Below are 21,435 nucleotides of genomic sequence, written 5' to 3' on the forward strand. Positions count from 1 at the left end.
CTAAAAAGAAGGCCCGCGCAATGCGGGCCTTCTTTATTCATGGTTTCAAGCCGTCGCAGCAGCAGCCGGCACCTCCACCGCCACCAGTCCGTCTTTCATCCGCTTGGCATCCCGCACAAAACTGCGCGACGCCTGGAACAGAAACAGCAGGGTCAAGAACAGCGCCACCGGAATCAGGTACATGGCGTCATGCAACCCCACCGCTTTAAAAGCCTCGGTCATCTGCTCCGCCCCGGCGGCAGACATCGCCGAATGGGCGAAGTGATCGGACAACCCCCCCACCACAATCGGCCCCATTCCGCCGCCCAGCAAATACAACCCGGCAAAGAACAGCGCCATGGCCGTGGCCCGCAGGCGTGGCTCCACCACGTCCTGGATCGCCGTGTACACGCAGGTGTAGAAGTTGTAGGCAAACAACCAGCCCACGCTGAACAGGGCGACAAACACACCAATCTCGATACGCCCGGCATGCAAGGCCCAAGCCGTAGTGACGGTAGAGATAATCAGACTGAACGCCGCGAACAACAGGCGACCGTTGGCCACCCGCTGATGGATTTTATCGGCCACCCAACCGCCCAAGGTCAGGCCCACCAGCCCGGTGACACCCACAATCACACCGGTCGCAACCGCCGCCTCCTGCAACGGCATCAGGAAGTAGCGCTGCAGCATCGGCACCAGAAACGAATTGCACGCGTAGGTCGCGAAATTGAAGCACAGCCCGGCCAGCACCAGCCAGAGGAAGGTCGGCACCGCCAGCACGCGGCGGATCGGGCGGTCGACGCGCGCCAGGGAGACTTGCACGGTTTCGGCCGCACCCCGCTTGGGCTCCTTGATATAGAACATGAATATCGCGAGGATCAGCCCCGGTATGGCGGCAATAAAGAACGGCGCGCGCCAGCTGTCGAACGCCTTGACCATCGCGCCAATGGTGAAGAACGCGAGCAACAGCCCCAACGGCAGGCCCAGCATGAAAATCCCCATGGCCCGCGCACGACGGTGCGCCGGGAACAGGTCGCCGATCAGCGAATTGGCCGCCGGCGCATAGCTGGCCTCACCAATGCCAATGCCCATGCGCACCAGCAGGAAGGTCCAGAAACTGCCGACCAGGCCGTTGACCGCCGTCAGCCCACTCCACGCGAACAGCCCCCAGCCCATCAGTTTGCTGCGTGAGCCGGTGTCGGCCAGGCGCCCGAGGGGCAAACCGGCAATGGCGTAGACGATGGTGAAAGCGGTGCCGATGATGCCGAGCTGGAAGTCGCTCAGGTGCCATTCCATGCGGATTGGCTCGATGATGATCGCCGGGATCGTGCGATCGAAGAAGTTGAACAGGTTGGCGAGGAACAGCAGGAACAGAATGCGCCAGGCATTCGCCGCTTGGGTCGAGTTCTGCATGGGTCCGTCTCTTTTATTGTTATGAGAGCTGCGATGCTCGATGCATCCTGCTCAGGTCCCTGCAACATAGTCAGGCCGGCGGCGGTTGTCTGTAATGATTCGTAAAGCTGATAGGGCATGATTTCAGCCGCAAGCACGCGGCTTTTCCTACGAAAAATATAAGTGAGCGCCCCTCTTCCCAACGACCATGACGCGATTAGAATGGCGGGCCTTCCTGTAACAACCCCTCTTACCTTTCTGATCGATGACGCCCATGTCCGAAGCCAGTCCGTGTCTGAATTGCGGTGCCTGCTGTTCACACTTCCGTGTGTCTTTCTTCTGGGGTGAGTGCGCCTCCTCGGGGGGCACGGTACCCGACGACCTGGTGGTACAGATCAACCCCACCCGTGTGGCGATGATCGGCACCGACCAAAAACCCGCACGCTGCTGCAGCCTGGAGGGCACGGTCGGCCAGGCCACCCGTTGCTCGATCTATGAACAGCGTTCCAGTGTCTGCCGCGAGTTCGAGTCATCGTGGAGCCAGGGCGTGCAGAACGTCGATTGCGACGCCGCCCGCGCCGCATTCGGCCTGGCACCGCTGCAAGCACCGCCCGTAGAGCTGGAGTTGCCCATCAGCGCTTAACGCTCAAATAGTGACGCAGCAACCCAAGGAGCGCGACCTGCGTAACTGGACCCAGCCCGCGCCGGAACAACCTTCCCACGGCCACACCGACGCCATCTCGACCCTCAGGCCAATTCGCTGACGCCTAATCTTTGGCATTTCGCCATCATTTGGCCTAAAGAACGCCGAGAAACGGCCGATTCATCAGAGTCCGGCCAGGTTTTCTCTGCGCACACCAGGGTCAAGCCCGATCGTCCCGGACAAGGACGCACTGTAAAGTCGCGAACTCTCACTCCGTGATGGCCACTTGATATTTTTTAGCCGTCCGCTCAGGCACTTGGCGCACAATGACTCCTAAAAATAACGCTTCCACCGTGGTATCCGACGTGTTGCTCCCAGCTCCTGCGGAAAAGCCCTCAGGTTCGAAGTCATTGAGCACCGCCCGTCCCCTGGCCACCCAGCAGTATCTGTATTTCACCGAAACCAACACCGATCGCATCCTGGATAACCTGGACGGCCTACGCGACATGGTGTTCCCACGCCCGCCCCACGCGGAAGGCGACGGCGAACTGCGCAGCGAGCAGGAGTTTCCCTCGGTATGCCTGATCGGCCTGGGCCGCTGCGGTTCGAACATCGCGCTGGACGTGGCCGAACTGGTGTACAACGCGCGCAAGTTCTACCTGAACGAATTCAGTACCGAAGACAAGACGCTGGACAAGGGCTACAGCCCGGCCCAGTGGATTCGCAACAACCTGCGCCTGGGCAGCGGCAAGGCCAGCAAACCGGTGTTTCTAGTGGAGCCGCTGGTGATGCTGGGCGACCTGGACAAGGACATCGCCGGGCGCATCCGCTTCTCGCGCAAGGGCGAAAAAAGCGGTTTCCTGCGCGACTACAGCAAGATGAAAATCATGGACTTGTCGGAAGTCCATGCCGGTGGCGCCGGTAACGCGCCGATCCTGGGCCAGTACCTGGCCAAGATCATCCTCAACAAAGACACCCAGCGCTTTTCCAGCCCCGACTGGAAGATGATCCACTCGTACCTGATCGACTCCTGCGGCATCAAGGCCAACCAGTCGCGCCTGTACTTCTCGATCTTCAGTGCCGGCGGCGGTACCGGTTCCGGCATGGCCTCGGAGTTCGGCCTGGCGCAGCAGCACTCGTACATGAACAAGACGTTCGACACCAAGCCTGCCGACGAGCACGACAGCAAGAGCGGCCACGCCTTTGTCTTCGAGCCGATCTTCACCAGCGGCATCTGCGTGCTGCCGAATATTTCCGATCATCGCAGCGAAATGTCCGAGGCGCTGCACATCAACGCCGGGCGGCTGCTGTGCAAGTACCTGTCAGAAGAATGGGATTTCTCATACAACTTCGCCAATGAAGACAGCAGCGAAACCAGCGTGAAAGGCCGCATCCGGCCGTGGAACGCGATGATGCTGATTTCCAACGACATCATGCGGTATGCCGAAGAGAGCGATGACGGCAACATCCAGAACATTGACGTCAATGCCATGGAAAAACACGCCAACCAGTACATCTCTCAACAGATCTTCAACATTCTTACGGCCCAGGCCGTGACCACCGACTACGACCAGAACTATTTCCGTCGCGCCGGCATCGACATCGGCGAAACCATTCGCCTGGACGCCAATGACCTGTTTATGAGCCTGGCCGGCCCGGTGGCGATTGCCTACGCCGAGTCCGTGGTCCCGGAAACCCCTACACCGTCGAACGACAAGTTCAAGGTGTTCGACAAAGAACCCCAGCGCCTTAACATCGACGACCTGTTCTTCCGCTCCATCGACCTGCCGCACTTCAACAAGGTCACCCAGGCCATCGAAGGTATCAGCCTGCTGCCGATCGAGTCCAAGCGCTACAAGGCCTCCCTGGAGCAGTACAAGAACTCCGGCTACGACGCTGCGGCGCTGCACGACCTGCACTTCTTCAAGAACTGCTCGTCGGTGGTGTCGATCGTGTCCTTGCCCAAGGACTACAAGCTATCCTACATGGACCTGAACCGGCTCAAGACCCACCTCAACAGCCTGTTCCCCAACACCACCCTCAAGCGCTATGCCCTGGTGATCGGCGCTTCGGCGAACCTGTCGCTGACCACCCTGATTGCGAAAAGCCCCTGCCTGTCGGATGACTTTCTCACCCTGATCGTGGCCTTTATCAAGCGCTGCTTCGCGCGCAACCCGTACCGCTTCGACGACACGCTGGACAACTCGATCCTGGATTTCATCATCCACGAGGAATTCGACGAAGACCGTATCGACGAGCTGCTCAACGAGTTCGAAAACCCGGCGAAGATCCTCGACACCAACTGGTACGCGATCAAACCGATGTATGAGAAGAAGTACCGCGAGTTGATCAACGACAAAGAGAAGTTCGTGTCGATCAATGACATTCGCCTGTCACGGGATTGTGTGAAGAAGGCAATCAAGTACCTGCGTGAGATCTACCGTCACCGCATCGGCAAGACCAAGGTCATTTCGTTGAATAACCATACCGGCAAGACGGCCTAGGCGTTTGTGGCGAGGGAGCGTGCTCCCTCGCCATCACAACCTGCTTACAACGAGAAACAATTCCTCCCACGGCCCCCGTCCCGCAGAACTGTTGCCATGACGTAAACGTCACCCTCGCCTGTGACCTTTCTCCACGGCAACATGCCATCATCGTTGCAGCGGTTACTCCGCTACACACTTGGCCTCGCACAACGCGCGCACCATATGAGTGCTTCGATTGCTTATAGCGCCCTTTCCTGGATCAAAATCCACGGCGAAACCACCACCGCCCACAATCCGGGATCACGCTCGACCAAGTCCAATGCCCGCGTCGCAGACACTTCGCCCAGGCTGCCTGCGGCCAGCCAGGCAGCGACTTTGTCACGATTGTCCTCGGCCATTGCCTCGGCGGCCTCGATCAAATCCAGGCTGGCATCGACCCACAATAGGGCACCCTTGGCAAAGAACGGTTCAAGCTCCTTCCAGGAAATTTCGGCGGTTTCACCGAGCAGCTTGGCATAGAGGGTGCTAGGTTCTTGCGTCATGGGCATCTACCTGAAGAAAAAATCGGCGCAATCATAACGTCGTGCGTCAGGTAGAAAAACCCAGTTGCAAATGAGTTATCGATAGAAAGTGTCAGGAAAGCCAAGGATTGCCTGAAACTCTGGCATCACCCCGCCGCAATTCTGTCTTTTTCTTTCATTTAAGCGACACGCCCCGGTTTTGCCCCCAGCAGCCAGCTTTTCAAGCGATCAACCGGCGCTCTACACTGTACCGGTACAGTTGCCAGGGCACTGCCGGGGGGATATCCGACATATCCGATCCGGTTCTACAGCTCACAAGGCCGCTAGAACTATAAAAAAGACAACAGTAAGAGTGGAGCACTATGAATAAGGCTACTAAGCAGATTTCCAAACTGTTTGCCGCTATGGTCCTGGCTGGGGTTGCCGGCCATTCGTTCGCAGCCGACACCATCAAGATCGGCATCGCCGGCCCCAAGACCGGCCCGGTGACCCAATATGGCGACATGCAATTCATGGGTGCCAAGCAGGCCATCGCCGATATCAACGCCAAGGGCGGTGTCGACGGCAAGCTGCTCGAAGCCAAGGAATACGATGACGCTTGCGATCCGAAACAAGCCGTTGCCGTGGCCAACAAAGTGGTCAACGACGGCGTCAAGTTCGTGGTCGGCCACCTCTGTTCCAGCTCCACCCAGCCTGCGTCCGACATTTACGAAGACGAAGGCGTGATCATGATTACCCCGGCCGCCACCAGCCCGGAAATCACCGCACGTGGCTACAAGCTGGTCTTCCGTACTATCGGCCTGGACAGCGCCCAGGGACCTGCGGCTGGCAACTACATCGCCGACCACGTGAAGCCGAAAGTCGTTGCCGTCATCCACGACAAACAGCAGTACGGTGAAGGTATCGCCACCGCCGTCAAGAAGACCCTTGAAAGCAAAGGCGTGAAAGTTGCCCTCTTTGAAGGCATCAACGCTGGCGACAAGGACTTCGGCTCGCTGATCCAGAAGCTCAAGCAAGCCAACGTCGACTTCGTCTACTACGGCGGCTACCACCCTGAGCTGGGTCTGATCCTGCGCCAGTCCAAGGAAAAAGGCCTGAACGCCAAGTTCATGGGCCCAGAAGGCGTCGGCAACGACTCCATCTCGCAGATCGCCCAGAATGCTTCCGAAGGTCTGCTGGTCACCCTGCCAAAGTCGTTCGACACCGATCCGGCCAACAAAGCCATCGTTGAAGAGTTCACCAAGAACAAGCAGGACCCTACCGGTCCGTTCGTGTTCCCGGCCTACTCGGCGGTTGAAGTGATTGCCGGCGGTATTGCTGCTGCGAAAAGCGAAGACACCGCCAAAGTGGCTGCCGCCATTCACGCGGGCACCTTCAAGACCCCAACCGGCGACCTGAGCTTCGACGCCAAGGGCGACCTGAAGGACTTCAAGTTCGTGGTCTACGAATGGCACTTCGGCAAGCCGAAAACCGAAGTTACCCCTCAGTAAGCCAGGCGTTACTGGTCAACAAGCCCACTGTGAGAGCAGTGGGCTTTGTTTTACGAGGTTTATGGGCCTGTCACCCGCGATCCGGGCGCTGGCTCACCTGAAAATCTTAAAACCGTCACCAGCGGTTCGCTGGCAAACGCTTCGTGCAACCTGGCCACAGAACAGGGCACCGAGCCGGAAATGACTCCACCAGTGAAATGCGTATCGGGTTTTTAGGAGCGCTGTAATGCCTGAGATCTATCATTTTTTCCAAACGCTGGTTAACGGGATGACCGTTGGCAGCACCTATGCCTTGATAGCCATTGGCTACACAATGGTTTACGGCATCATTGGAATGATCAACTTCGCCCATGGCGAGGTGTACATGATTGGTTCCTATGTGGCCTTTATCGCCCTTGCCGGGCTGGCCATGCTGGGTATCCACTCCCTGCCGCTGCTGATGACCGCCGCGTTCCTTGCGTCGATCGTCGTAACCAGTGCCTATGGCTACAGTATCGAACGGGTTGCCTATCGTCCCTTGCGTGGCAGCAACCGTTTGATCCCGCTGATTTCCGCCATCGGCATGTCGATTTTCCTGCAGAACACCGTATTGCTGTCCCAGGACTCCAAGGACAAGTCCATTCCCAACCTGATCCCGGGGAGCTTCTCCTTCGGCCCGGGTGGCGCACAAGAAGTGCTGATTTCGTACATGCAGGTCCTGGTCTTCGTCGTCACCCTGGTGGCGATGCTCGGCCTGACCCTGTTCATCTCCCGCTCTCGTCTGGGCCGCGCCTGCCGGGCCTGCGCCGAAGACATCAAGATGGCCAACCTGTTGGGCATCAATACCAACAACATCATTGCCCTGACCTTCGTGATCGGTGCCGCGCTGGCGGCCGTCGCGGCCGTGCTTTTGAGCATGCAGTACGGCGTGATCAACCCCAACGCCGGTTTCCTCGTGGGCCTGAAGGCCTTTACCGCGGCGGTACTGGGCGGCATCGGCAGCATTCCGGGCGCGATGCTCGGTGGCCTGGTGTTGGGTGTGGCCGAAGCCTTTGGCGCCGATATCTTCGGCGACCAGTACAAGGATGTGGTGGCATTCGGCCTGTTGGTTCTGGTGCTGTTGTTCCGTCCGACCGGCATTTTGGGCCGTCCGGAGGTTGAGAAAGTATGAGCAGATATCTTAAATCGGCGCTTTTCAGCGCCCTGTTGGTTTGGGCCGTGGCGTTCCCGGTACTCGGTCTCAAACTGAGCATCGTCGGCATCAACCTGGAAGTGCATGGCACCGGCCCCGTGACCTTGAGCATCATCGCCCTGTGCTCGGTGCTGATGTTCCTGCGCGTGCTGTTCACCCAGCAGGTCGGCGCCTTGTTCAAGAGCAACCGTGGCCCACTGGTTTCGCCCAAGGTCAGTCAATTCCTGACCCTGCCGCGTACCCAGCGCTACATCATCATCGGGCTGATCATCGCCGCGCTGATCTGGCCCTTCTTCGGCTCGCGCGGTGCGGTCGACATCGCCACCCTGATCCTGATCTACGTGTTGCTGGGCCTGGGCCTGAACATCGTGGTGGGCCTCGCCGGCCTGCTCGACCTGGGTTATGTGGGTTTCTACGCGGTAGGTGCCTACACCTATGCCCTGCTGTCGCACTACCTGGGCTGGAGCTTCTGGATCTGCCTGCCGCTGGCCGGTATGGCGGCAGCCACGTTCGGCTTCCTGCTGGGCTTCCCGGTACTGCGCTTGCGTGGTGACTACCTGGCCATCGTGACCCTGGGCTTCGGTGAAATCATCCGCCTGTTCCTGCGCAACCTGACCGATATCACCGGTGGCCCCAACGGCATCAGCAGCATCCCCAAGCCGACGTTCTTCGGGCTGTCGTTCGACCGCACCGCTGCCGAAGGCCTGCAGACCTTCCACGAATACTTCGGGATCGACTACAACCCCGTGAGCAAGGTGGTGTTTCTGTACCTGGTGGCGCTGTTGCTGGCCTTGGCGGCACTGTTCGTGATCAACCGCCTGCTGCGCATGCCGATCGGCCGCGCCTGGGAAGCGTTGCGCGAAGATGAGATCGCCTGCCGTGCCCTGGGCCTGAACCCGACCATCATCAAGCTCTCCGCCTTCACCCTCGGTGCAGCATTCGCCGGTTTCGCCGGCAGCTTCTTCGCTGCCCGCCAAGGCCTGGTGACCCCGGAGTCGTTCACCTTTATCGAGTCGGCGATCATCCTCGCCATCGTGGTACTGGGTGGCATGGGCTCGCAGTTGGGCGTGATCCTGGCGGCGATCGTGATGATCCTGCTGCCGGAAATGATGCGTGAGTTCAGCGAATACCGCATGTTGATGTTCGGCGCCATGATGGTGCTGATGATGATCTGGCGACCTCAAGGCCTGCTGCCCATGCAACGTCCACACATGGAGCTGCGCAAATGAGCCGCGAGATCCTGAAAGTCGAAAACTTGAGCATGCGCTTCGGCGGCTTGCTGGCGGTCAACGGCGTGGCCCTGACCGTGAAAGAGAAACAGGTCGTGGCATTGATCGGCCCGAACGGTGCCGGCAAGACCACGGTGTTCAACTGCCTCACCGGCTTCTACAAGCCGACCGGCGGCACCATCCTTCTCGATGGCCAACCGATCCAGGGCCTGGCCGGTCACGAAATCGCCCGCAAGGGCGTGGTGCGGACCTTCCAGAACGTGCGGTTGTTCAAGGACATGACCGCGGTCGAAAACCTGCTGATCGCCCAGCACCGTCACCTGAACACCAACTTCTTCGCAGGCCTCTTCAAGACCCCGGCGTTCCGCAAGAGCGAACGCGAGGCCATGGAATACGCGGAGTATTGGCTGGACAAGGTCAACCTCACCGAGTTCGCCAACCGCCCTGCCGGCACCCTGGCCTATGGGCAGCAACGTCGCCTGGAAATCGCCCGCTGCATGATGACCCGCCCGCGGATCCTCATGCTCGACGAACCGGCCGCCGGCCTGAACCCCAAGGAAACCGAAGACCTCAAGGCGCTGATCAGCGTGCTGCGTGAGGAAAACAACGCCACCGTGCTGTTGATCGAACACGACATGAAACTGGTCATGAGCATTTCCGACCATATCGTGGTGATCAACCAGGGCACGCCGCTCGCGGACGGGACGCCGGAGCAGATCCGCGACAATCCCGAAGTGATCAAAGCCTATCTGGGGGAAGCGTAAAATGCTGCAATTCGAAAACGTTTCCACTTTCTACGGCAAGATCCAGGCCCTGCACAGCGTCAACGTCGAAGTGCGTCAGGGTGAGATCGTCACGCTGATCGGCGCCAACGGCGCCGGCAAGTCGACCTTGCTGATGACCCTGTGCGGTTCGCCGCAGGCCCATAGCGGCAGCATCCGCTACATGGGTGAAGAGCTGGTGGGCCAGCAGTCATCGCACATCATGCGCAAAAGCATCGCTGTGGTACCGGAAGGTCGCCGGGTGTTCTCGCGCCTGACCGTGGAAGAGAACCTGGCCATGGGCGGGTTCTTTACCGACAAGGGCGACTATCAGGAGCAGATGGACAAGGTGCTGCACCTGTTCCCTCGGCTCAAGGAACGCTTCAGCCAGCGCGGCGGCACCATGTCCGGCGGCGAACAGCAGATGCTCGCCATCGGTCGCGCACTGATGAGCAAGCCCAAGCTGTTGCTGCTCGACGAACCGTCCCTGGGACTGGCCCCGATCATCATCCAGCAGATCTTCGACATCATCGAACAACTGCGCAAGGACGGGGTGACGGTGTTCCTGGTGGAGCAAAACGCCAACCAGGCGCTGAAAATCGCCGACCGTGCCTACGTGCTGGAAAACGGCCGGGTGGTGATGCAAGGCTCCGGCGAGCAGTTGCTGACCGATCCGAAGGTGCGCGAGGCCTACCTCGGCGGTTAAAAAAACCGGTTGCTGGATGAACCGGACCTTAATGTGGGAGGGGGCTTGCCCCCTCCCACATTTGTTTTGCGTGGTACCTGAAGAATTATTTCCGGCTGGCCTGTAACGAAATTCGCCATACCGCCTCTAGTGGTGTAAGCAGGCACTCAAGCCCGCCCCTCAATCCACTGCTGGAGCTGCACCATGACCACCAAAACCCGTTCACTGTCCGCCGCTACCCTCGTCCTGGCCCTGGGCTCAGCCCTGAGCCTGTCCACCCTGAGCACCACCGCCCACGCTGCCGACGACATGCAGAAATGCTTTGGCGTCGCCGAAGCCGGCAAGAACGATTGCGCTGCTGGCGCCGGTACTTCCTGCGCCGGCACCTCAAAAACCAAAGACCAGGCCGACGCCTGGAAACTGGTCCCGGCTGGCACCTGCACCCAAACCCCAAGCTCCACCTCGCCGACTGGTTTCGGCCAGGAAGCTGCATTCGCTGCCAAGTCCTGAAACCCGGCGCAGCCTGAGTACTGATGATGACGCTTTCATCCCTGCAAACGCCCTCACCGGCTCAGGTGCCTGGCCTCCCTTGTCGGGCCGGACTCGGGCTGAAAAACGAGCACTTCACCGAAGTGCTCGAAACCTCTCCCGACATCGGTTTTTTTGAAGTGCACGCCGAAAACTACATGGTGGCCGGCGGGCCGTTTCATCACTACCTGGGCTTGATCCGCGAGCAGTATCCGCTGTCGCTGCACGGCGTGGGCCTGTCCATCGGCGGTGAAGGCGAACTTGACCGTCACCACCTGGCACGGCTCGCGGCACTGCTTGAACGCTATCAACCCCAGTCCTTTTCCGAACACCTGGCCTGGTCGAGCCACGGCCCGGTGTTTCTCAACGACTTGCTGCCCCTGGCCTACGACACCGCCACCCTGAACCGGGTATGCGAACACGTCGACCAGGTACAGAGCACGCTCAAGCGAGCGATGCTGCTGGAAAATCCATCGACGTACCTGCAGTTCCAACGCTCCACCCTGGACGAGACCGACTTCATCAGCGAAGTCATCCGTCGCACCGGTTGCGGCCTGCTGCTGGACGTCAACAACGTCTATGTGTCGTGCATCAACCACCAGCGCGACCCGCTCGCCTATATCGATGCATTGCCGTTACACGCGGCGGGTGAGATTCACCTCGCCGGTTTTGCCGAAGACACCGACAGCCTCGGCGATCGCTTGCTGATCGATGACCATGGCGCGCCGATCGATAACGCTGTTTGGCAGTTGTACGAACAGGTTCTGTCGCGCATCGGTCCAGTGGCGACGCTGATCGAGCGGGATAACCAGTTGCCGGCGTTCAGCGTGCTGCTGGCCGAAGCCGAGCATGCCGACTGGCACTTGTCGCAGGCACGCCCATGAGCCTTCAAGAAGATTTTGCCAGCGCCCTGCTGACGCTCGACCGGACCTGCCCCGATGGGCTGTTCAGCAGTAACGGTGCCGACCCCGCCAGCCGTTTTGCGGTGTACCGCAACAATGTGCACAGCTCGTTGATCAACGCGTTGGCAACGGCTTATCCGGTGACAGCGCAATTGGTCGGCGACAGGTTCTTTCGCGCCATGGCGGGGCTCTTCGTGCAGACGAACCCTCCCGGCAGCCCGCTGATCAGCGAGTACGGCAGCGCTTTCGCCGATTTCATCCAGGGTTTTGAACCGGCGGCCAGCGTGCCCTACCTCGCCGATGTCGCACGGCTTGAACGCCTGCGAGTGCGTGCCTATCACGCGGCGGATGCTCAGCCGCTGGACCCGCCAACCGTTGTGCATGCCCTGCAAAACCAGGAGAACCTGGGCCAGTTGCGCCTGCAGTTGCATCCCTCCCTCGCCACCTTGAATTCCACCTATGGGGTGGTGGCGGTATGGGCGGCCCATCAGACCGAGGGCGCCATGGCCACGTTGAATCCCTGGCACGCCCAAGGCGCGCTGGTGCTGCGCCAAGGCCTGGGGGTCAAGGTGTTCGCCATCGACAGCGGTTCGGTCGCGTTCATCGACAGCCTCAAGCGGGGGGCAGCGCTGGAAACGGCAGTGACCCACGCCCTCGAAGCCTCCGCCGAATTCGACCTGCACCAGTGCCTGACCCTGCTGATCAGCCACGACGCCATTACGCATTTACACCCGAAACAAAAGGTATCGCCATGAACACATCCCCATCGTGCCCGGTTAAGCGGGCCATCGCACTTTTCGAGCGCATCCCCTACAGCCTGATCGCCTTCCTCGCACGGTTTTCCATTGCCGCGGTGTTCTGGAAGTCCGGACAGACCAAGGTCGAAGGCTTTGCCATTGACCTGGTCGGCGGCACCTTCCAGTTCGGCGAACCGAAGCTCGCGGCCTCCACATTGTTTCTGTTTCGCAGCGAATATCGCGTGCCCTTGCTGCCATCGGAAGTGGCGGCGTATATGGCAACGTTTGCCGAGCATTTTTTCCCGGTGCTGATCCTGTTGGGCTTTGCCACGCGCTTTTCGGCCCTGGCCCTGATCGGCATGACCCTGGTCATCCAGTTGTTCATCTACCCCGAAGCCTACCCGACACACGGCACCTGGCTGGCGTTGTTGTTGCTGTTGGTCGCCAAGGGCCCGGGACGCCTGTCCATCGATCACTGGATCGCCCGCCGCTACCGCTAAAGTCGATCCAGGGCTTCGCCGCTGCGCTTGAACCAATCCACCAGATAGTCGGCCAGCACCTGGGTGCGCCTTGGCAGGCCGCCCTGATAGGGGTGGACCAGGTACATCGGCATGCTCCTCGTCTGATAATCGCGCAGGAGCCAGCGCAATCGGCCGTCAGCCAGTTCCGCCGGTAACACGTAGGACGGCAGACGGGCGATACCGGCGCCCACCAGGGCAGCCTTCTTCAACAAGTTGTAGTGGTTGGAGGCAAACGTACCGCTGACCCGTACCCGCAACAATTCATGCTGCTGGTGGTACAGCCACTCCTCGCGACCGCTGTAGTGGCTATTCAACAGGCAACGGTGGGTAGCCAGGTCTGCGGGGGTCTGGGGTTCGCCGTATTGCTCGAGGTAAGCCGGGCTCGCGCAAGTCATCTCGTGCCAGGCCAGCAACGGTTTGGCCACCAGACGCTCGTTTTCAATGGCGCCGGAGCGCACCCCCAGGTCAAAACCATCCCGCGCCAGATCCCGGTAGCGGTTGTTGAGCTCCAGCTCGATCTGCACTTGCGGGTACTGCTTGGAAAACTCCAGCAACAAGCCGTCAAAGAAGGTTTCCCCCAGGGACACTGGAACCGTCATACGTACCGGCCCGGCCAGATCATCCTTGAGCCGGGCCAGTGCCTGACGGGCGCGATCCACTTGCACCACCAGCGCCTGGGCCTGGGGCAACAGCGCCGCACCGGCGGCGGTCAGGCTGAGCCTGCGGGTGGTGCGATGCAGCAGCACCACCGAATACTGTGCCTCCAATTGGCTGACGCGCTTGGACAACTGGCCCTTGCTGCACCCCAGTTGCTCGGCCGCCACGGTAAAGCTGCCGGCTTCAATCAGTACGGCAAAGGCCGCCAGGTCATCCATCTCGCTCATGGATTGTTTCCATTTGAAAACCAAAGGTTGCCTATTAGCACGTTTATCCCGTCAAAAAGCCACTCTAGACTCGCTACCTAACCCTGTAGGAGCGAGCTTGCTCACGAAAATCGCCAACGCTAACGCGGTCAACCCACTACGCAGCGGCGCTCTCGAGTTTTTCGCGGGCAAGCCCGCCCCTACAGTGCCTAACCCTTCTCGAGGAACATCATCATGAAAATTTTATTGATTGGCGCCAGCGGCACCGTCGGCTCAGCGGTCAAGGCAGAACTGGCTCAGCGTCACGAGGTGATCAGCATCGGTCGCACCCGCGGCGACTTCCAGGTGGATATCAGCGACAGCGCCTCGATCCGCTCACTGTTCGAACAGACCGGCAAGTTCGACGCACTGGTCTGTGCCGCCGGCAGCGTGAACTTCGTGCCGCTGGGCGACATGAGCGCCAGCGATTTTGAATTGGGCTTGCGCGACAAACTGATGGGCCAGGTCAACCTGCTGCTGATTGGCCGTGAGTACGCCAACGATGGCGCCTCGTTCACCTTCACCAGCGGCATTCTCAACCGTGATCCGATCCGCACCGGCGCTTCGGCCGCACTGGTCAATGGCGCGCTGGATGCCTTCGTCAAAGCCGCTGCGATCGAATTGCCACGCGGCCTGCGCATCAACACCGTGAGCCCGACCGTCCTGGTGGAAGCCATGGGCAGCTACGCGCCGTACTTCCGTGGCTACAAGCCAGCCCCAGGCGCCGACGTGGCCCTGGCCTACGCCAAAAGTGTGGAAGGCTTGCAGACAGGTCAGACCTTTATCGTCGGTTGAATCGGACGTCTGTCAGAATTGCCTGAAGCTGGCGCACGGGCTTGTGATGCGGCGCCAGCCTGCGTAACGTGGCGGCACTTGTCTGGAGACCCGATATGCGCGCCGCCCGTACCCTCGTCCTGTTTGCCTTGCTTCCCCTGTTCGCCGCCTGCCAGATGTTCGAAAGCGAGCCGGCCAAGCCGTCCCTCGTCGGCCTGACCCGCATGCAAGGCGAACTCACGGCCGTCGGCGGCAAGCTGCTGTTCCAGCCATGCAACGACACACGCAACTACGTAGTCAATGACACCGGCGGCACCAGCATCCTGCAGGAAGCCGCATCCCTGGCCGGCCAGCAGGGCGCATTGTTCGCCGACTTGCGGGGCAAGTTTTCCGGCGTCGCCAGCGGCAGCCAGGGCAGCGTCGACCTGCAACAGCTCTACCGTGTCGAGCGTTCGACGTCAGCCTGCAACGACCCGGACTTCAAACGCATGACCCTGCGGGCCAACGGCCACAAGCCGGCCTGGGCGATGAACGTGACAGCCAAGGGCATGGTGCTGGAGCGTGAGGGCCAACCACCGCTGGCGGTGCCGTATGTGGAAGAGCAACTGGGCGACGGTCGTTTCAACCTGATGACCGAAGCCAATAACCAGCACATCGAACTCTGGGTGGCCCCGCAACGCTGCATCGACGCCGTCAGCGGCAGCTTGCAGCACATGACCGCCGAGTTGCGGATCAACGGTCAGGTCCAGCGTGGCTGCGCGGCATTCGGCGGTTCGCGGGACGATTGATGGACGCGCGCGCTGTTTTAGCATGACGGGAAACCACGGTTGGGGCTTATAATCGCCGGTTTGCAAAACTGCCGGCCTTACCAGACGCCGCACACCGGATCCCGTCATGTTACGAATCACTGAACTCAAGCTGCCCATCGACCATCCCGAAGAAGACCTGCGGCCCGCCATCGTGCAACGCCTGGGCATCGCCAGTGATGACCTGCTCGATTTCACCCTGTTCAAGCGCAGCTACGACGCCCGCAAAAAATCGTCGGAGCTGTGCTTCATCTACACCATCGACCTGAACGTGAAGGGCGAAGCCGCCCTGCTACTCAAGTTCGCCGATGACCGCAACGTCAACCCGGCACCGGACGTCAGCTACAAAGTGGTCGGCCAGGCGCCCGAAGGTCTGGTCGAACGTCCGATCGTGGTAGGTTTTGGCCCTTGCGGCATCTTTGCCGGCCTGTTGCTGGCGCAGATGGGCTTCAAGCCGATCATTCTCGAACGCGGCAAGGAAGTGCGCCAACGCACCAAGGATACCTGGGGCCTGTGGCGCAAAAGCGTACTCAACCCCGAGTCCAACGTGCAGTTCGGCGAAGGCGGCGCCGGGACCTTTTCCGATGGCAAGCTGTACAGCCAGATCAAGGACCCGAAATTCCATGGTCGCAAGGTGCTCCACGAGTTCGTCAAGGCCGGCGCCCCGGAAGAAATCCTCTACGTCAGCAAACCGCACATCGGTACCTTCCGCCTGACTGGCGTGGTGGAAAACATGCGCGAGCAGATCATCGCCCTCGGCGGTGAAGTGCGCTTTGAGCAACGGGTCACCGATGTACTGATCGAGGACGGCCAGTTGAACGGCGTGGTGATCGACGGCGGCGAGCAGATCCTGTCCAAGCACGTGATCCTGGCCCTCGGCCATAGTGCCCGCGACACCTTCCGTATGCTCCACGGCCGTGGCGTGTACATGGAAGCCAAGCCGTTCTCGGTGGGTTTCCGTATCGAACACCCGCAATCGCTGATCGACGCCGCGCGCCTGGGCAAATACGCCGGGCACCCGAAACTCGGCGCCGCCGACTACAAACTGGTGCACCACGCCAAGAACGGCCGCTCGGTCTACAGCTTCTGCATGTGCCCGGGCGGCACCGTGGTGGCGGCGACGTCCGAGCTGCACCGCGTGGTGACCAATGGCATGAGCCAGTACTCGCGCAACGAGCGCAACGCCAACTCCGGCATCGTAGTCGGTATCACCCCCGAGGTGGACTACCCGGGCGGCCCGCTGGCCGGTATCGAATTGCAGGAACGCCTGGAATCCCACGCCTACATCCTCGGCGGCAGCAACTACGAAGCGCCGGCGCAACTGGTGGGCGATTTCATCGCCGGCAGACCGTCAACGGCGCTTGGCAGTGTGGAACCCTCCTACAAGCCGGGGGTGGCCCTGGGTGACTTGGCCCTGGCCTTGCCGGACTTCGCCATCGAAGCGATCCGCGAAGCTTTGCCGGCGTTCGAGAAGCAGATCAAAGGCTACTCGCTGCATGATGCGGTGTTGACCGGTATCGAGACGCGCACCTCGTCGCCGCTGCGGATCACCCGTAACGAATCGATGCAGAGCTTGAACGTGAAAGGCCTGTTCCCGGCCGGTGAAGGCGCCGGCTATGCAGGCGGGATTCTGTCGGCGGGCGTTGACGGGATTCGAATCGCCGAGGCGCTGGCAAGGGACATGCTCGGCATCGACGCCTGAATACACCGCAGTCCTCAGGTGGGAGGGGCAAGCCCCTCTCACATTTGGTTTTGCCGCGCTCAGATATTGGCGCGCAGGATGCTGTCCGGCAAAGGCTCGCCGCACTCCACACTGGCTGCAACGGCCGCGATCAGCGTTTCCAGCGCATAGCCCTGCCCCGCCAGCCACGCCTGATCGTAATAGGTGGTGGCGTAGCGCTCGCCGCCATCACATAAGATCGCCACGATCGAGCCCGTCTCCCCCACCGCTTTCATCTGCTGCGCGGCCACCAGCGCACCGATGAGATTGGTGCCGCTGGACCCGCCGACCCGCCGTCCCAACCGCTCGGCCAGGTAATGCATCGCCGCCAGTGACAGCGCATCCGGCACCTTGACCATCGCATCGATAACCTTGGGCAGAAATGACGCCTCGACCCGTGGGCGGCCAATGCCTTCGATTCGCGAACCGCAATCCAGGCGCAGGCTGGCGTCGCCACTCTGATAGAAATCGAAAAACACCGAGCGCTCGGCATCGGCACACAACACGCGGGTGCAGTGTTGGCGGTAGCGCACATAACGCCCCAGGGTGGCGGTGGTGCCGCCGGTGCCGGGGCTGGAAATCAACCAGCTCGGCTCGGGATGCTGCTCGAAGCGCATTTGCTGGAAGATCGACTCGGCGATGTTGTTGTTCGCCCGCCAGTCGGTGGCGCGTTCGGCGTAGGTGAACTGGTCCATGAAATGACCGCCGCTTTCCTGGGCCAGCCGTTCGGATTCGGCGTAAATCTGTGTCGGATCCTGCACCAGATGGCTCTTGCCGCCATAGAAAGCGATCTGGGCGATCTTTTCCTGGGAGGTGGTGGCCGGCATCACCGCGATAAACGGCAAGCCAAGCAGACGGGCAAAGTAGGCTTCGGAAATCGCCGTCGACCCGCTGGATGCTTCGATCACCGGTGCGCCCGGCTTGAGCCAGCCATTGCACAGCGCATACAGGAACAACGAGCGGGCCAGCCGATGTTTCAGGCTGCCGGTGGGGTGGCTGGACTCATCCTTGAAGTACAACTCGATACCGGGTAGACCCGGAAGCGGCAAGGGAATCAGGTGCGTGTCGGCGCTGCGCTGGAAGTCAGCTTCAATGATGCGAATGGCTTCGCGGGCCCAGGGCCGGTGGTCGTTCATAGCAGGCGCTCTCTAAGAGTTTTCATGGCCAATCTTAGGAGTTTTCCTACACTGCACACAGGTACAGTAACGACTCAATTGGACACACAATTACCCGCCGTGACAGCAACATCGACAGGGTGCCCCACTTATAACAAATAAGAATATAACTTTTGTTTTAACAACTAACAGTACGGGTTAGGGTACCCACCTATTGAACCTTGATTGGAGAGCATCCCTTGCCTCTGCGTAGCACTTTCACCCGTTTCTTCCAGCTGGAAGCCGCCAGCGGTCTGTTGTTGATCGCCGCTGCGGCCCTGGCCCTGATCATCAACAACTCACCTTTGTCGCACCTGTACAGCGCGTTTCTCGATGTGCCGGTGGTGGCGCAGATCGGCGCGCTGAAAATCGCCAAGCCGGCCCTGCTGTGGATCAACGATGGCCTGATGGCCTTGTTCTTTCTACTGATCGGCCTGGAGGTCAAGCGCGAACTGCTCGATGGCCACCTGTCCAAGCCCTCCCAAGTGGTCCTGCCCGGCGCAGCGGCCATCGGCGGCATGGTCGTGCCGGCGCTGATCTACTGGGCGATCAACAAGGACTATCCTGCGGCACTTTCCGGCTGGGCGATTCCCATGGCCACCGACATTGCCTTTGCGCTGGGCGTATTGGCGCTGCTGGGCAAGCGGGTTCCGGTGTCGCTGAAGCTGTTCCTGATGACCCTGGCGATCATTGACGACCTGGGCGCCATCATTGTCATCGCGGTGTTCTATTCGGCCGACCTGTCCGGTGCCGCCCTTGCGGGCGCGGGTGCCTGCCTGATTGCCTTGATTGCAATGAACCGCCTGGGCGTGATCAAGCTGGCACCTTACCTGATCGTGGGCTTGATCCTGTGGGTCTGCGTGCTCAAGAGCGGTGTGCATGCGACCCTGGCCGGCGTAACCCTGGCGTTCTGCATCCCGATGCGCACCAAGAACGCCGAACCCTCGCCGCTGCTGACCTTGGAACACGCCCTGCATCCATGGGTGGCCTACGGCATCCTGCCGCTGTTCGCCTTCGCCAATGCCGGTGTTTCACTCACCGGGGTCAGCCTGGAAAGCTTCACCCACCACGTGCCGTTGGGCATCGCAGCAGGCCTGTTGATAGGCAAGACCATCGGCGTGTTTGGCCTCACCTGGCTGGCGATCAAGACCGGCTTGGCCGCCCTGCCCAGCGGCGCCAACTGGGGCCAGGTCTTCGGTGTCGCGATCCTGTGCGGCATCGGTTTCACCATGAGCCTGTTTGTCGGCTCGCTGGCGTTTGTACCAGGGGCCAGCGAATTTGCCGGGGAGGATCGAATGGGGATTCTGACCGGGTCGATATTGGCGGCGTGTATCGGTTACGCGATCACTGCGATGGCCAGTCGCAAGAAAGCCTGAACGGACTGAACAGTCGCCCAAAGAAAAACCCCAACCGGTCACCCGGTTGGGGTTTTTCTTGGCCAGTTGCTTACCGTTAACGGGTAACGCGGCTGGTGCCATCAACGGTCATGATGCGCACGCGGTCGCCGATGCGGAAGATTTCATTTTCCTGCACAGCCTGCACATAAGCGCGCATGCTGCCGTCGTCTTCGCGGACGGTGATTTCGACGCCCTGGGTACGCGTCAAGCCTTCTTCAGTGGCAGAGCCCAGCAGGCCGCCGGCAACGGCGCCGATCACAGCGGTGACGATGCTGCCACGCCCGCCGCCGATGGCGCTGCCACCAACGCCGCCGATGACTGCACCCGCAGCACCACCGATTGGGGTCTTGGTGCCTTCGATTTTCACCGGACGCAGGGACTCGATGGTCCCCATGCGCACGGTCTGTACACGACGCGCTTCGTCACGGGAGTACGAGTCGCCGGTCAGACTCGAAGCACAGCCACCCAGCAGAAGTGACAGGGTGGTAACGCAGGCAACCAGTAAAACGGACTTACGCATAGCATCAACTCCAAAGGACAGGTATTCATTAAACGCCGAGGCTTGACGTCTGTCACGGCAAGCCCGGCAGAAAATTGCTTTCATTCAGCCTCAGTACAGACAGCCCGCACTACAAAAACAGACGAACGGTAGCAGTCTTCTCATCATCAGGACGCTCATGGATTATTTCATTATTGCAGTCACTACCCTCGCCGGCCTGTACTTCCATGGCTGGCTGTACCTGCGCATCAAGCGCTGGATGAACCGCGACCTCGCGCTCTCTCTGGCGGGTAATGACCCTCACAAACGGGCCTTTATGCTGCAACAGTTGCAGAAGGCACATGAGCTGAAGATCAAACGCAGCGACTTGCCGGACTGGCTGAAAAGCACCGCTCAGCAGTATAAGCCTGAAGCCTCTTCAACAGAGACTTCGGCATGATGGGCGTCACTCAAGCGAAGCGACAATAGGTCCAGCTCAGGGCGCGAGGCGCTCGCGAACCCAGTCGGCCCCTTGCAGGCGGTAGTTCAGGCGATCATGCAGGCGGCTGGCGCGGCCCTGCCAGAACTCGATGCGCTCGGGCAACAGGCGGTAGCCGCCCCAATGCTCGGGGCAGTGAGGCTGGCTGTCGCTGAAACGCTGCTCGGTGACCTTGAGCAGTTCCTGCAGTTCTTCGCGGTCACGCAGGACCTTGCTCTGCGGGGACGCCCAGGCACCAAGGCGGCTGCCCAGCGGGCGGACCTGGTAATAAGCGTCCGATTCCTCAGGCGTGACCTTGACCACCCGCCCTTCGATGCGCACCTGGCGCTCCAGGGTCGGCCAGAAGAACGTCATGGCCCCAAATGGCCGCGCCGCGAGCTGCTCGCCCTTGGCGCTGTCATAGTTGGTAAAGAAGGTAAAGCCCTGCGCATCCAGGCCCTTGAGCAACAGGATACGGCAGTGCGGGCGACCGTCCTGATCGACCGTGGCAAGGGTCATGGCATTGGCTTCCACCGGCGGCTGCTCGGTTTTCACCGCATCGCCAAACCACTGGTGGAACAACGAAAACGGTTCGCTCGGAGCCTGGGCCTCGTTCAAACCGTCCCGCGTGTAGTCACGGCGCATATCGGCCAGTGCCTGGGTCATGCAGCGTTATCCTTC

22 protein-coding genes and 1 pseudogene are annotated in these 21,435 nt (G+C 60.6%); 16 read left to right on the forward strand and 7 right to left on the reverse strand.

The window, feature by feature from the left end:
* Nucleotides 1-45: 45 nt before the first annotated feature.
* Nucleotides 46-1,392 (reverse strand): spinster family MFS transporter, encoded by a 1,347-nt coding sequence (locus ACLH0J_RS27005; protein WP_411389825.1) that lies wholly within the window; start codon nt 1,390-1,392, stop codon nt 46-48.
* 253 nt (nt 1,393-1,645) lie between these two features.
* On the opposite strand from ACLH0J_RS27005, the gene ACLH0J_RS27010 reads away from it, so the two are divergent.
* Entirely contained in the window at nt 1,646-2,014 is a 369-nt protein-coding gene (locus ACLH0J_RS27010) for a YkgJ family cysteine cluster protein (protein WP_411389826.1), read from the forward strand.
* A 497-nt stretch (nt 2,015-2,511) separates the two neighbouring features.
* Here the strand turns inward: ACLH0J_RS27010 and ACLH0J_RS27015 are convergent, their stop codons facing one another.
* Together ACLH0J_RS27015 and ACLH0J_RS27020 are read right to left on the reverse strand one after the other, a co-directional pair.
* Nucleotides 2,512-2,730, reverse strand: a complete 219-nt coding sequence (locus ACLH0J_RS27015) for a DUF5954 family protein (protein ID WP_411392899.1) — start codon at nt 2,728-2,730, stop codon at nt 2,512-2,514.
* 2,009 nt (nt 2,731-4,739) lie between these two features.
* Nucleotides 4,740-5,042, reverse strand: coding sequence for a DUF2288 domain-containing protein (locus ACLH0J_RS27020; RefSeq protein ID WP_411389827.1), 303 nt, complete (start codon nt 5,040-5,042; stop codon nt 4,740-4,742).
* A 341-nt stretch (nt 5,043-5,383) separates the two neighbouring features.
* Between ACLH0J_RS27020 and ACLH0J_RS27025 the strand changes: the two genes are divergently transcribed.
* From ACLH0J_RS27025 to ACLH0J_RS27065, 9 genes are all read left to right on the forward strand, one after another.
* Nucleotides 5,384-6,511, forward strand: coding sequence for a branched-chain amino acid ABC transporter substrate-binding protein (locus tag ACLH0J_RS27025; RefSeq protein WP_411389828.1), 1,128 nt, complete (start codon nt 5,384-5,386; stop codon nt 6,509-6,511).
* A 226-nt stretch (nt 6,512-6,737) separates the two neighbouring features.
* A complete protein-coding gene (gene livH / locus ACLH0J_RS27030; protein WP_058425229.1) occupies nt 6,738-7,661 on the forward strand; it encodes a high-affinity branched-chain amino acid ABC transporter permease LivH in 924 nt (307 codons plus the stop codon).
* On the forward strand, nt 7,658-8,911 hold the full coding sequence (locus ACLH0J_RS27035) for a high-affinity branched-chain amino acid ABC transporter permease LivM (RefSeq protein WP_411389829.1): 1,254 nt from the start codon (nt 7,658-7,660) through the stop codon (nt 8,909-8,911). Before livH ends, ACLH0J_RS27035 begins: the two co-directional genes overlap by 4 nt.
* Nucleotides 8,908-9,675 carry a high-affinity branched-chain amino acid ABC transporter ATP-binding protein LivG gene (gene livG / locus ACLH0J_RS27040; protein WP_411389830.1) on the forward strand — a complete coding sequence of 256 codons (768 nt, stop codon included), beginning with the start codon at nt 8,908-8,910 and terminating at the stop codon, nt 9,673-9,675. Before ACLH0J_RS27035 ends, livG begins: the two co-directional genes overlap by 4 nt.
* 1 nt (nt 9,676) lies before the next feature.
* Nucleotides 9,677-10,378 carry an ABC transporter ATP-binding protein gene (locus ACLH0J_RS27045; RefSeq protein WP_010563576.1) on the forward strand — a complete coding sequence of 234 codons (702 nt, stop codon included), beginning with the start codon at nt 9,677-9,679 and terminating at the stop codon, nt 10,376-10,378.
* Nucleotides 10,379-10,561: 183 nt separating this feature from the next.
* A complete protein-coding gene (locus ACLH0J_RS27050; RefSeq protein ID WP_411389831.1) occupies nt 10,562-10,867 on the forward strand; it encodes a DUF2282 domain-containing protein in 306 nt (101 codons plus the stop codon).
* A 23-nt stretch (nt 10,868-10,890) separates the two neighbouring features.
* Nucleotides 10,891-11,769 carry a DUF692 domain-containing protein gene (locus ACLH0J_RS27055; protein WP_411389832.1) on the forward strand — a complete coding sequence of 293 codons (879 nt, stop codon included), beginning with the start codon at nt 10,891-10,893 and terminating at the stop codon, nt 11,767-11,769.
* Complete coding sequence (locus ACLH0J_RS27060) at nt 11,766-12,542, forward strand: DUF2063 domain-containing protein (RefSeq protein ID WP_411389833.1); 777 nt, start codon at nt 11,766-11,768, stop codon at nt 12,540-12,542. The genes ACLH0J_RS27055 and ACLH0J_RS27060 overlap by 4 nt, the downstream gene beginning before the upstream one ends.
* Nucleotides 12,539-13,024 (forward strand): DoxX family protein, encoded by a 486-nt coding sequence (locus ACLH0J_RS27065; protein WP_411389834.1) that lies wholly within the window; start codon nt 12,539-12,541, stop codon nt 13,022-13,024. The genes ACLH0J_RS27060 and ACLH0J_RS27065 overlap by 4 nt, the downstream gene beginning before the upstream one ends.
* Here ACLH0J_RS27065 and ACLH0J_RS27070 read toward each other — a convergent pair.
* Nucleotides 13,021-13,929, reverse strand: coding sequence for a LysR family transcriptional regulator (locus tag ACLH0J_RS27070; protein ID WP_411389835.1), 909 nt, complete (start codon nt 13,927-13,929; stop codon nt 13,021-13,023). The genes ACLH0J_RS27065 and ACLH0J_RS27070 overlap by 4 nt on opposite strands.
* Nucleotides 13,930-14,142: 213 nt before the next feature.
* On the opposite strand from ACLH0J_RS27070, the gene ACLH0J_RS27075 reads away from it, so the two are divergent.
* The 4 genes and pseudogenes from ACLH0J_RS27075 (at nt 14,143) to ACLH0J_RS27090 (ending at nt 17,229) form a co-directional block, all read left to right on the forward strand.
* Entirely contained in the window at nt 14,143-14,742 is a 600-nt protein-coding gene (locus tag ACLH0J_RS27075) for a short chain dehydrogenase (RefSeq protein ID WP_411389836.1), read from the forward strand.
* Nucleotides 14,696-14,809: pseudogene (locus ACLH0J_RS27080) on the forward strand (hypothetical protein); the annotation flags it as partial. The gene ACLH0J_RS27075 and the pseudogene ACLH0J_RS27080, both read left to right, overlap by 47 nt.
* 28 nt (nt 14,810-14,837) lie before the next feature.
* Entirely contained in the window at nt 14,838-15,509 is a 672-nt protein-coding gene (locus ACLH0J_RS27085; RefSeq protein WP_411389837.1) for a COG3650 family protein, read from the forward strand.
* Between the two features lie 106 nt (nt 15,510-15,615).
* Nucleotides 15,616-17,229: an NAD(P)/FAD-dependent oxidoreductase gene (locus ACLH0J_RS27090; protein ID WP_411389838.1), complete on the forward strand. Its 1,614-nt coding sequence runs from the start codon at nt 15,616-15,618 to the stop codon at nt 17,227-17,229.
* 59 nt (nt 17,230-17,288) lie between these two features.
* Here the strand turns inward: ACLH0J_RS27090 and ACLH0J_RS27095 are convergent, their stop codons facing one another.
* On the reverse strand, nt 17,289-18,383 hold the full coding sequence (locus ACLH0J_RS27095) for a PLP-dependent cysteine synthase family protein (protein ID WP_411389839.1): 1,095 nt from the start codon (nt 18,381-18,383) through the stop codon (nt 17,289-17,291).
* Between the two features lie 218 nt (nt 18,384-18,601).
* On the opposite strand from ACLH0J_RS27095, the gene nhaA reads away from it, so the two are divergent.
* Entirely contained in the window at nt 18,602-19,777 is a 1,176-nt protein-coding gene (gene nhaA, locus ACLH0J_RS27100; RefSeq protein ID WP_411389840.1) for a Na+/H+ antiporter NhaA, read from the forward strand.
* A gap of 76 nt (nt 19,778-19,853) precedes the next feature.
* Here the strand turns inward: nhaA and ACLH0J_RS27105 are convergent, their stop codons facing one another.
* Entirely contained in the window at nt 19,854-20,318 is a 465-nt protein-coding gene (locus tag ACLH0J_RS27105; RefSeq protein WP_411389841.1) for a glycine zipper 2TM domain-containing protein, read from the reverse strand.
* Nucleotides 20,319-20,475: 157 nt separating this feature from the next.
* Here ACLH0J_RS27105 and ACLH0J_RS27110 point away from each other — a divergent pair, with 157 nt between their 5' ends.
* A complete protein-coding gene (locus ACLH0J_RS27110; RefSeq protein WP_411389842.1) occupies nt 20,476-20,736 on the forward strand; it encodes a hypothetical protein in 261 nt (86 codons plus the stop codon).
* Nucleotides 20,737-20,772: 36 nt separating this feature from the next.
* On the opposite strand, the gene pdxH is transcribed toward ACLH0J_RS27110, so the two are convergent.
* Complete coding sequence (pdxH, locus tag ACLH0J_RS27115) at nt 20,773-21,420, reverse strand: pyridoxamine 5'-phosphate oxidase (protein ID WP_411389843.1); 648 nt, start codon at nt 21,418-21,420, stop codon at nt 20,773-20,775.
* Nucleotides 21,421-21,435: the final 15 nt, after the last annotated feature.

Source organism: Pseudomonas sp. MPB23, assembly GCF_046605395.1.
Taxonomy (GTDB): domain Bacteria; phylum Pseudomonadota; class Gammaproteobacteria; order Pseudomonadales; family Pseudomonadaceae; genus Aquipseudomonas.

Bases quoted from the DNA above. Each gene is read 5' to 3' on its own strand.
- ACLH0J_RS27005 (WP_411389825.1), bottom strand. From the start codon at position 1,392: ATGCAGAACTCGACCCAAGCGGCGAATGCCTGGCGCATTCTGTTCCTG.
- ACLH0J_RS27010 (WP_411389826.1), top strand. From the start codon at position 1,646: ATGTCCGAAGCCAGTCCGTGTCTGAATTGCGGTGCCTGCTGTTCACAC.
- ACLH0J_RS27020 (WP_411389827.1), bottom strand. From the start codon at position 5,042: ATGACGCAAGAACCTAGCACCCTCTATGCCAAGCTGCTCGGTGAAACC.
- ACLH0J_RS27025 (WP_411389828.1), top strand. From the start codon at position 5,384: ATGAATAAGGCTACTAAGCAGATTTCCAAACTGTTTGCCGCTATGGTC.
- livH (WP_058425229.1), top strand. From the start codon at position 6,738: ATGCCTGAGATCTATCATTTTTTCCAAACGCTGGTTAACGGGATGACC.
- ACLH0J_RS27035 (WP_411389829.1), top strand. From the start codon at position 7,658: ATGAGCAGATATCTTAAATCGGCGCTTTTCAGCGCCCTGTTGGTTTGG.
- livG (WP_411389830.1), top strand. From the start codon at position 8,908: ATGAGCCGCGAGATCCTGAAAGTCGAAAACTTGAGCATGCGCTTCGGC.
- ACLH0J_RS27045 (WP_010563576.1), top strand. From the start codon at position 9,677: ATGCTGCAATTCGAAAACGTTTCCACTTTCTACGGCAAGATCCAGGCC.
- ACLH0J_RS27050 (WP_411389831.1), top strand. From the start codon at position 10,562: ATGACCACCAAAACCCGTTCACTGTCCGCCGCTACCCTCGTCCTGGCC.
- ACLH0J_RS27055 (WP_411389832.1), top strand. From the start codon at position 10,891: ATGATGACGCTTTCATCCCTGCAAACGCCCTCACCGGCTCAGGTGCCT.
- ACLH0J_RS27060 (WP_411389833.1), top strand. From the start codon at position 11,766: ATGAGCCTTCAAGAAGATTTTGCCAGCGCCCTGCTGACGCTCGACCGG.
- ACLH0J_RS27065 (WP_411389834.1), top strand. From the start codon at position 12,539: ATGAACACATCCCCATCGTGCCCGGTTAAGCGGGCCATCGCACTTTTC.
- ACLH0J_RS27070 (WP_411389835.1), bottom strand. From the start codon at position 13,929: ATGAGCGAGATGGATGACCTGGCGGCCTTTGCCGTACTGATTGAAGCC.
- ACLH0J_RS27075 (WP_411389836.1), top strand. From the start codon at position 14,143: ATGAAAATTTTATTGATTGGCGCCAGCGGCACCGTCGGCTCAGCGGTC.
- ACLH0J_RS27085 (WP_411389837.1), top strand. From the start codon at position 14,838: ATGCGCGCCGCCCGTACCCTCGTCCTGTTTGCCTTGCTTCCCCTGTTC.
- ACLH0J_RS27090 (WP_411389838.1), top strand. From the start codon at position 15,616: ATGTTACGAATCACTGAACTCAAGCTGCCCATCGACCATCCCGAAGAA.
- ACLH0J_RS27095 (WP_411389839.1), bottom strand. From the start codon at position 18,383: ATGAACGACCACCGGCCCTGGGCCCGCGAAGCCATTCGCATCATTGAA.
- ACLH0J_RS27105 (WP_411389841.1), bottom strand. From the start codon at position 20,318: ATGCGTAAGTCCGTTTTACTGGTTGCCTGCGTTACCACCCTGTCACTT.
- ACLH0J_RS27110 (WP_411389842.1), top strand. From the start codon at position 20,476: ATGGATTATTTCATTATTGCAGTCACTACCCTCGCCGGCCTGTACTTC.
- pdxH (WP_411389843.1), bottom strand. From the start codon at position 21,420: ATGACCCAGGCACTGGCCGATATGCGCCGTGACTACACGCGGGACGGT.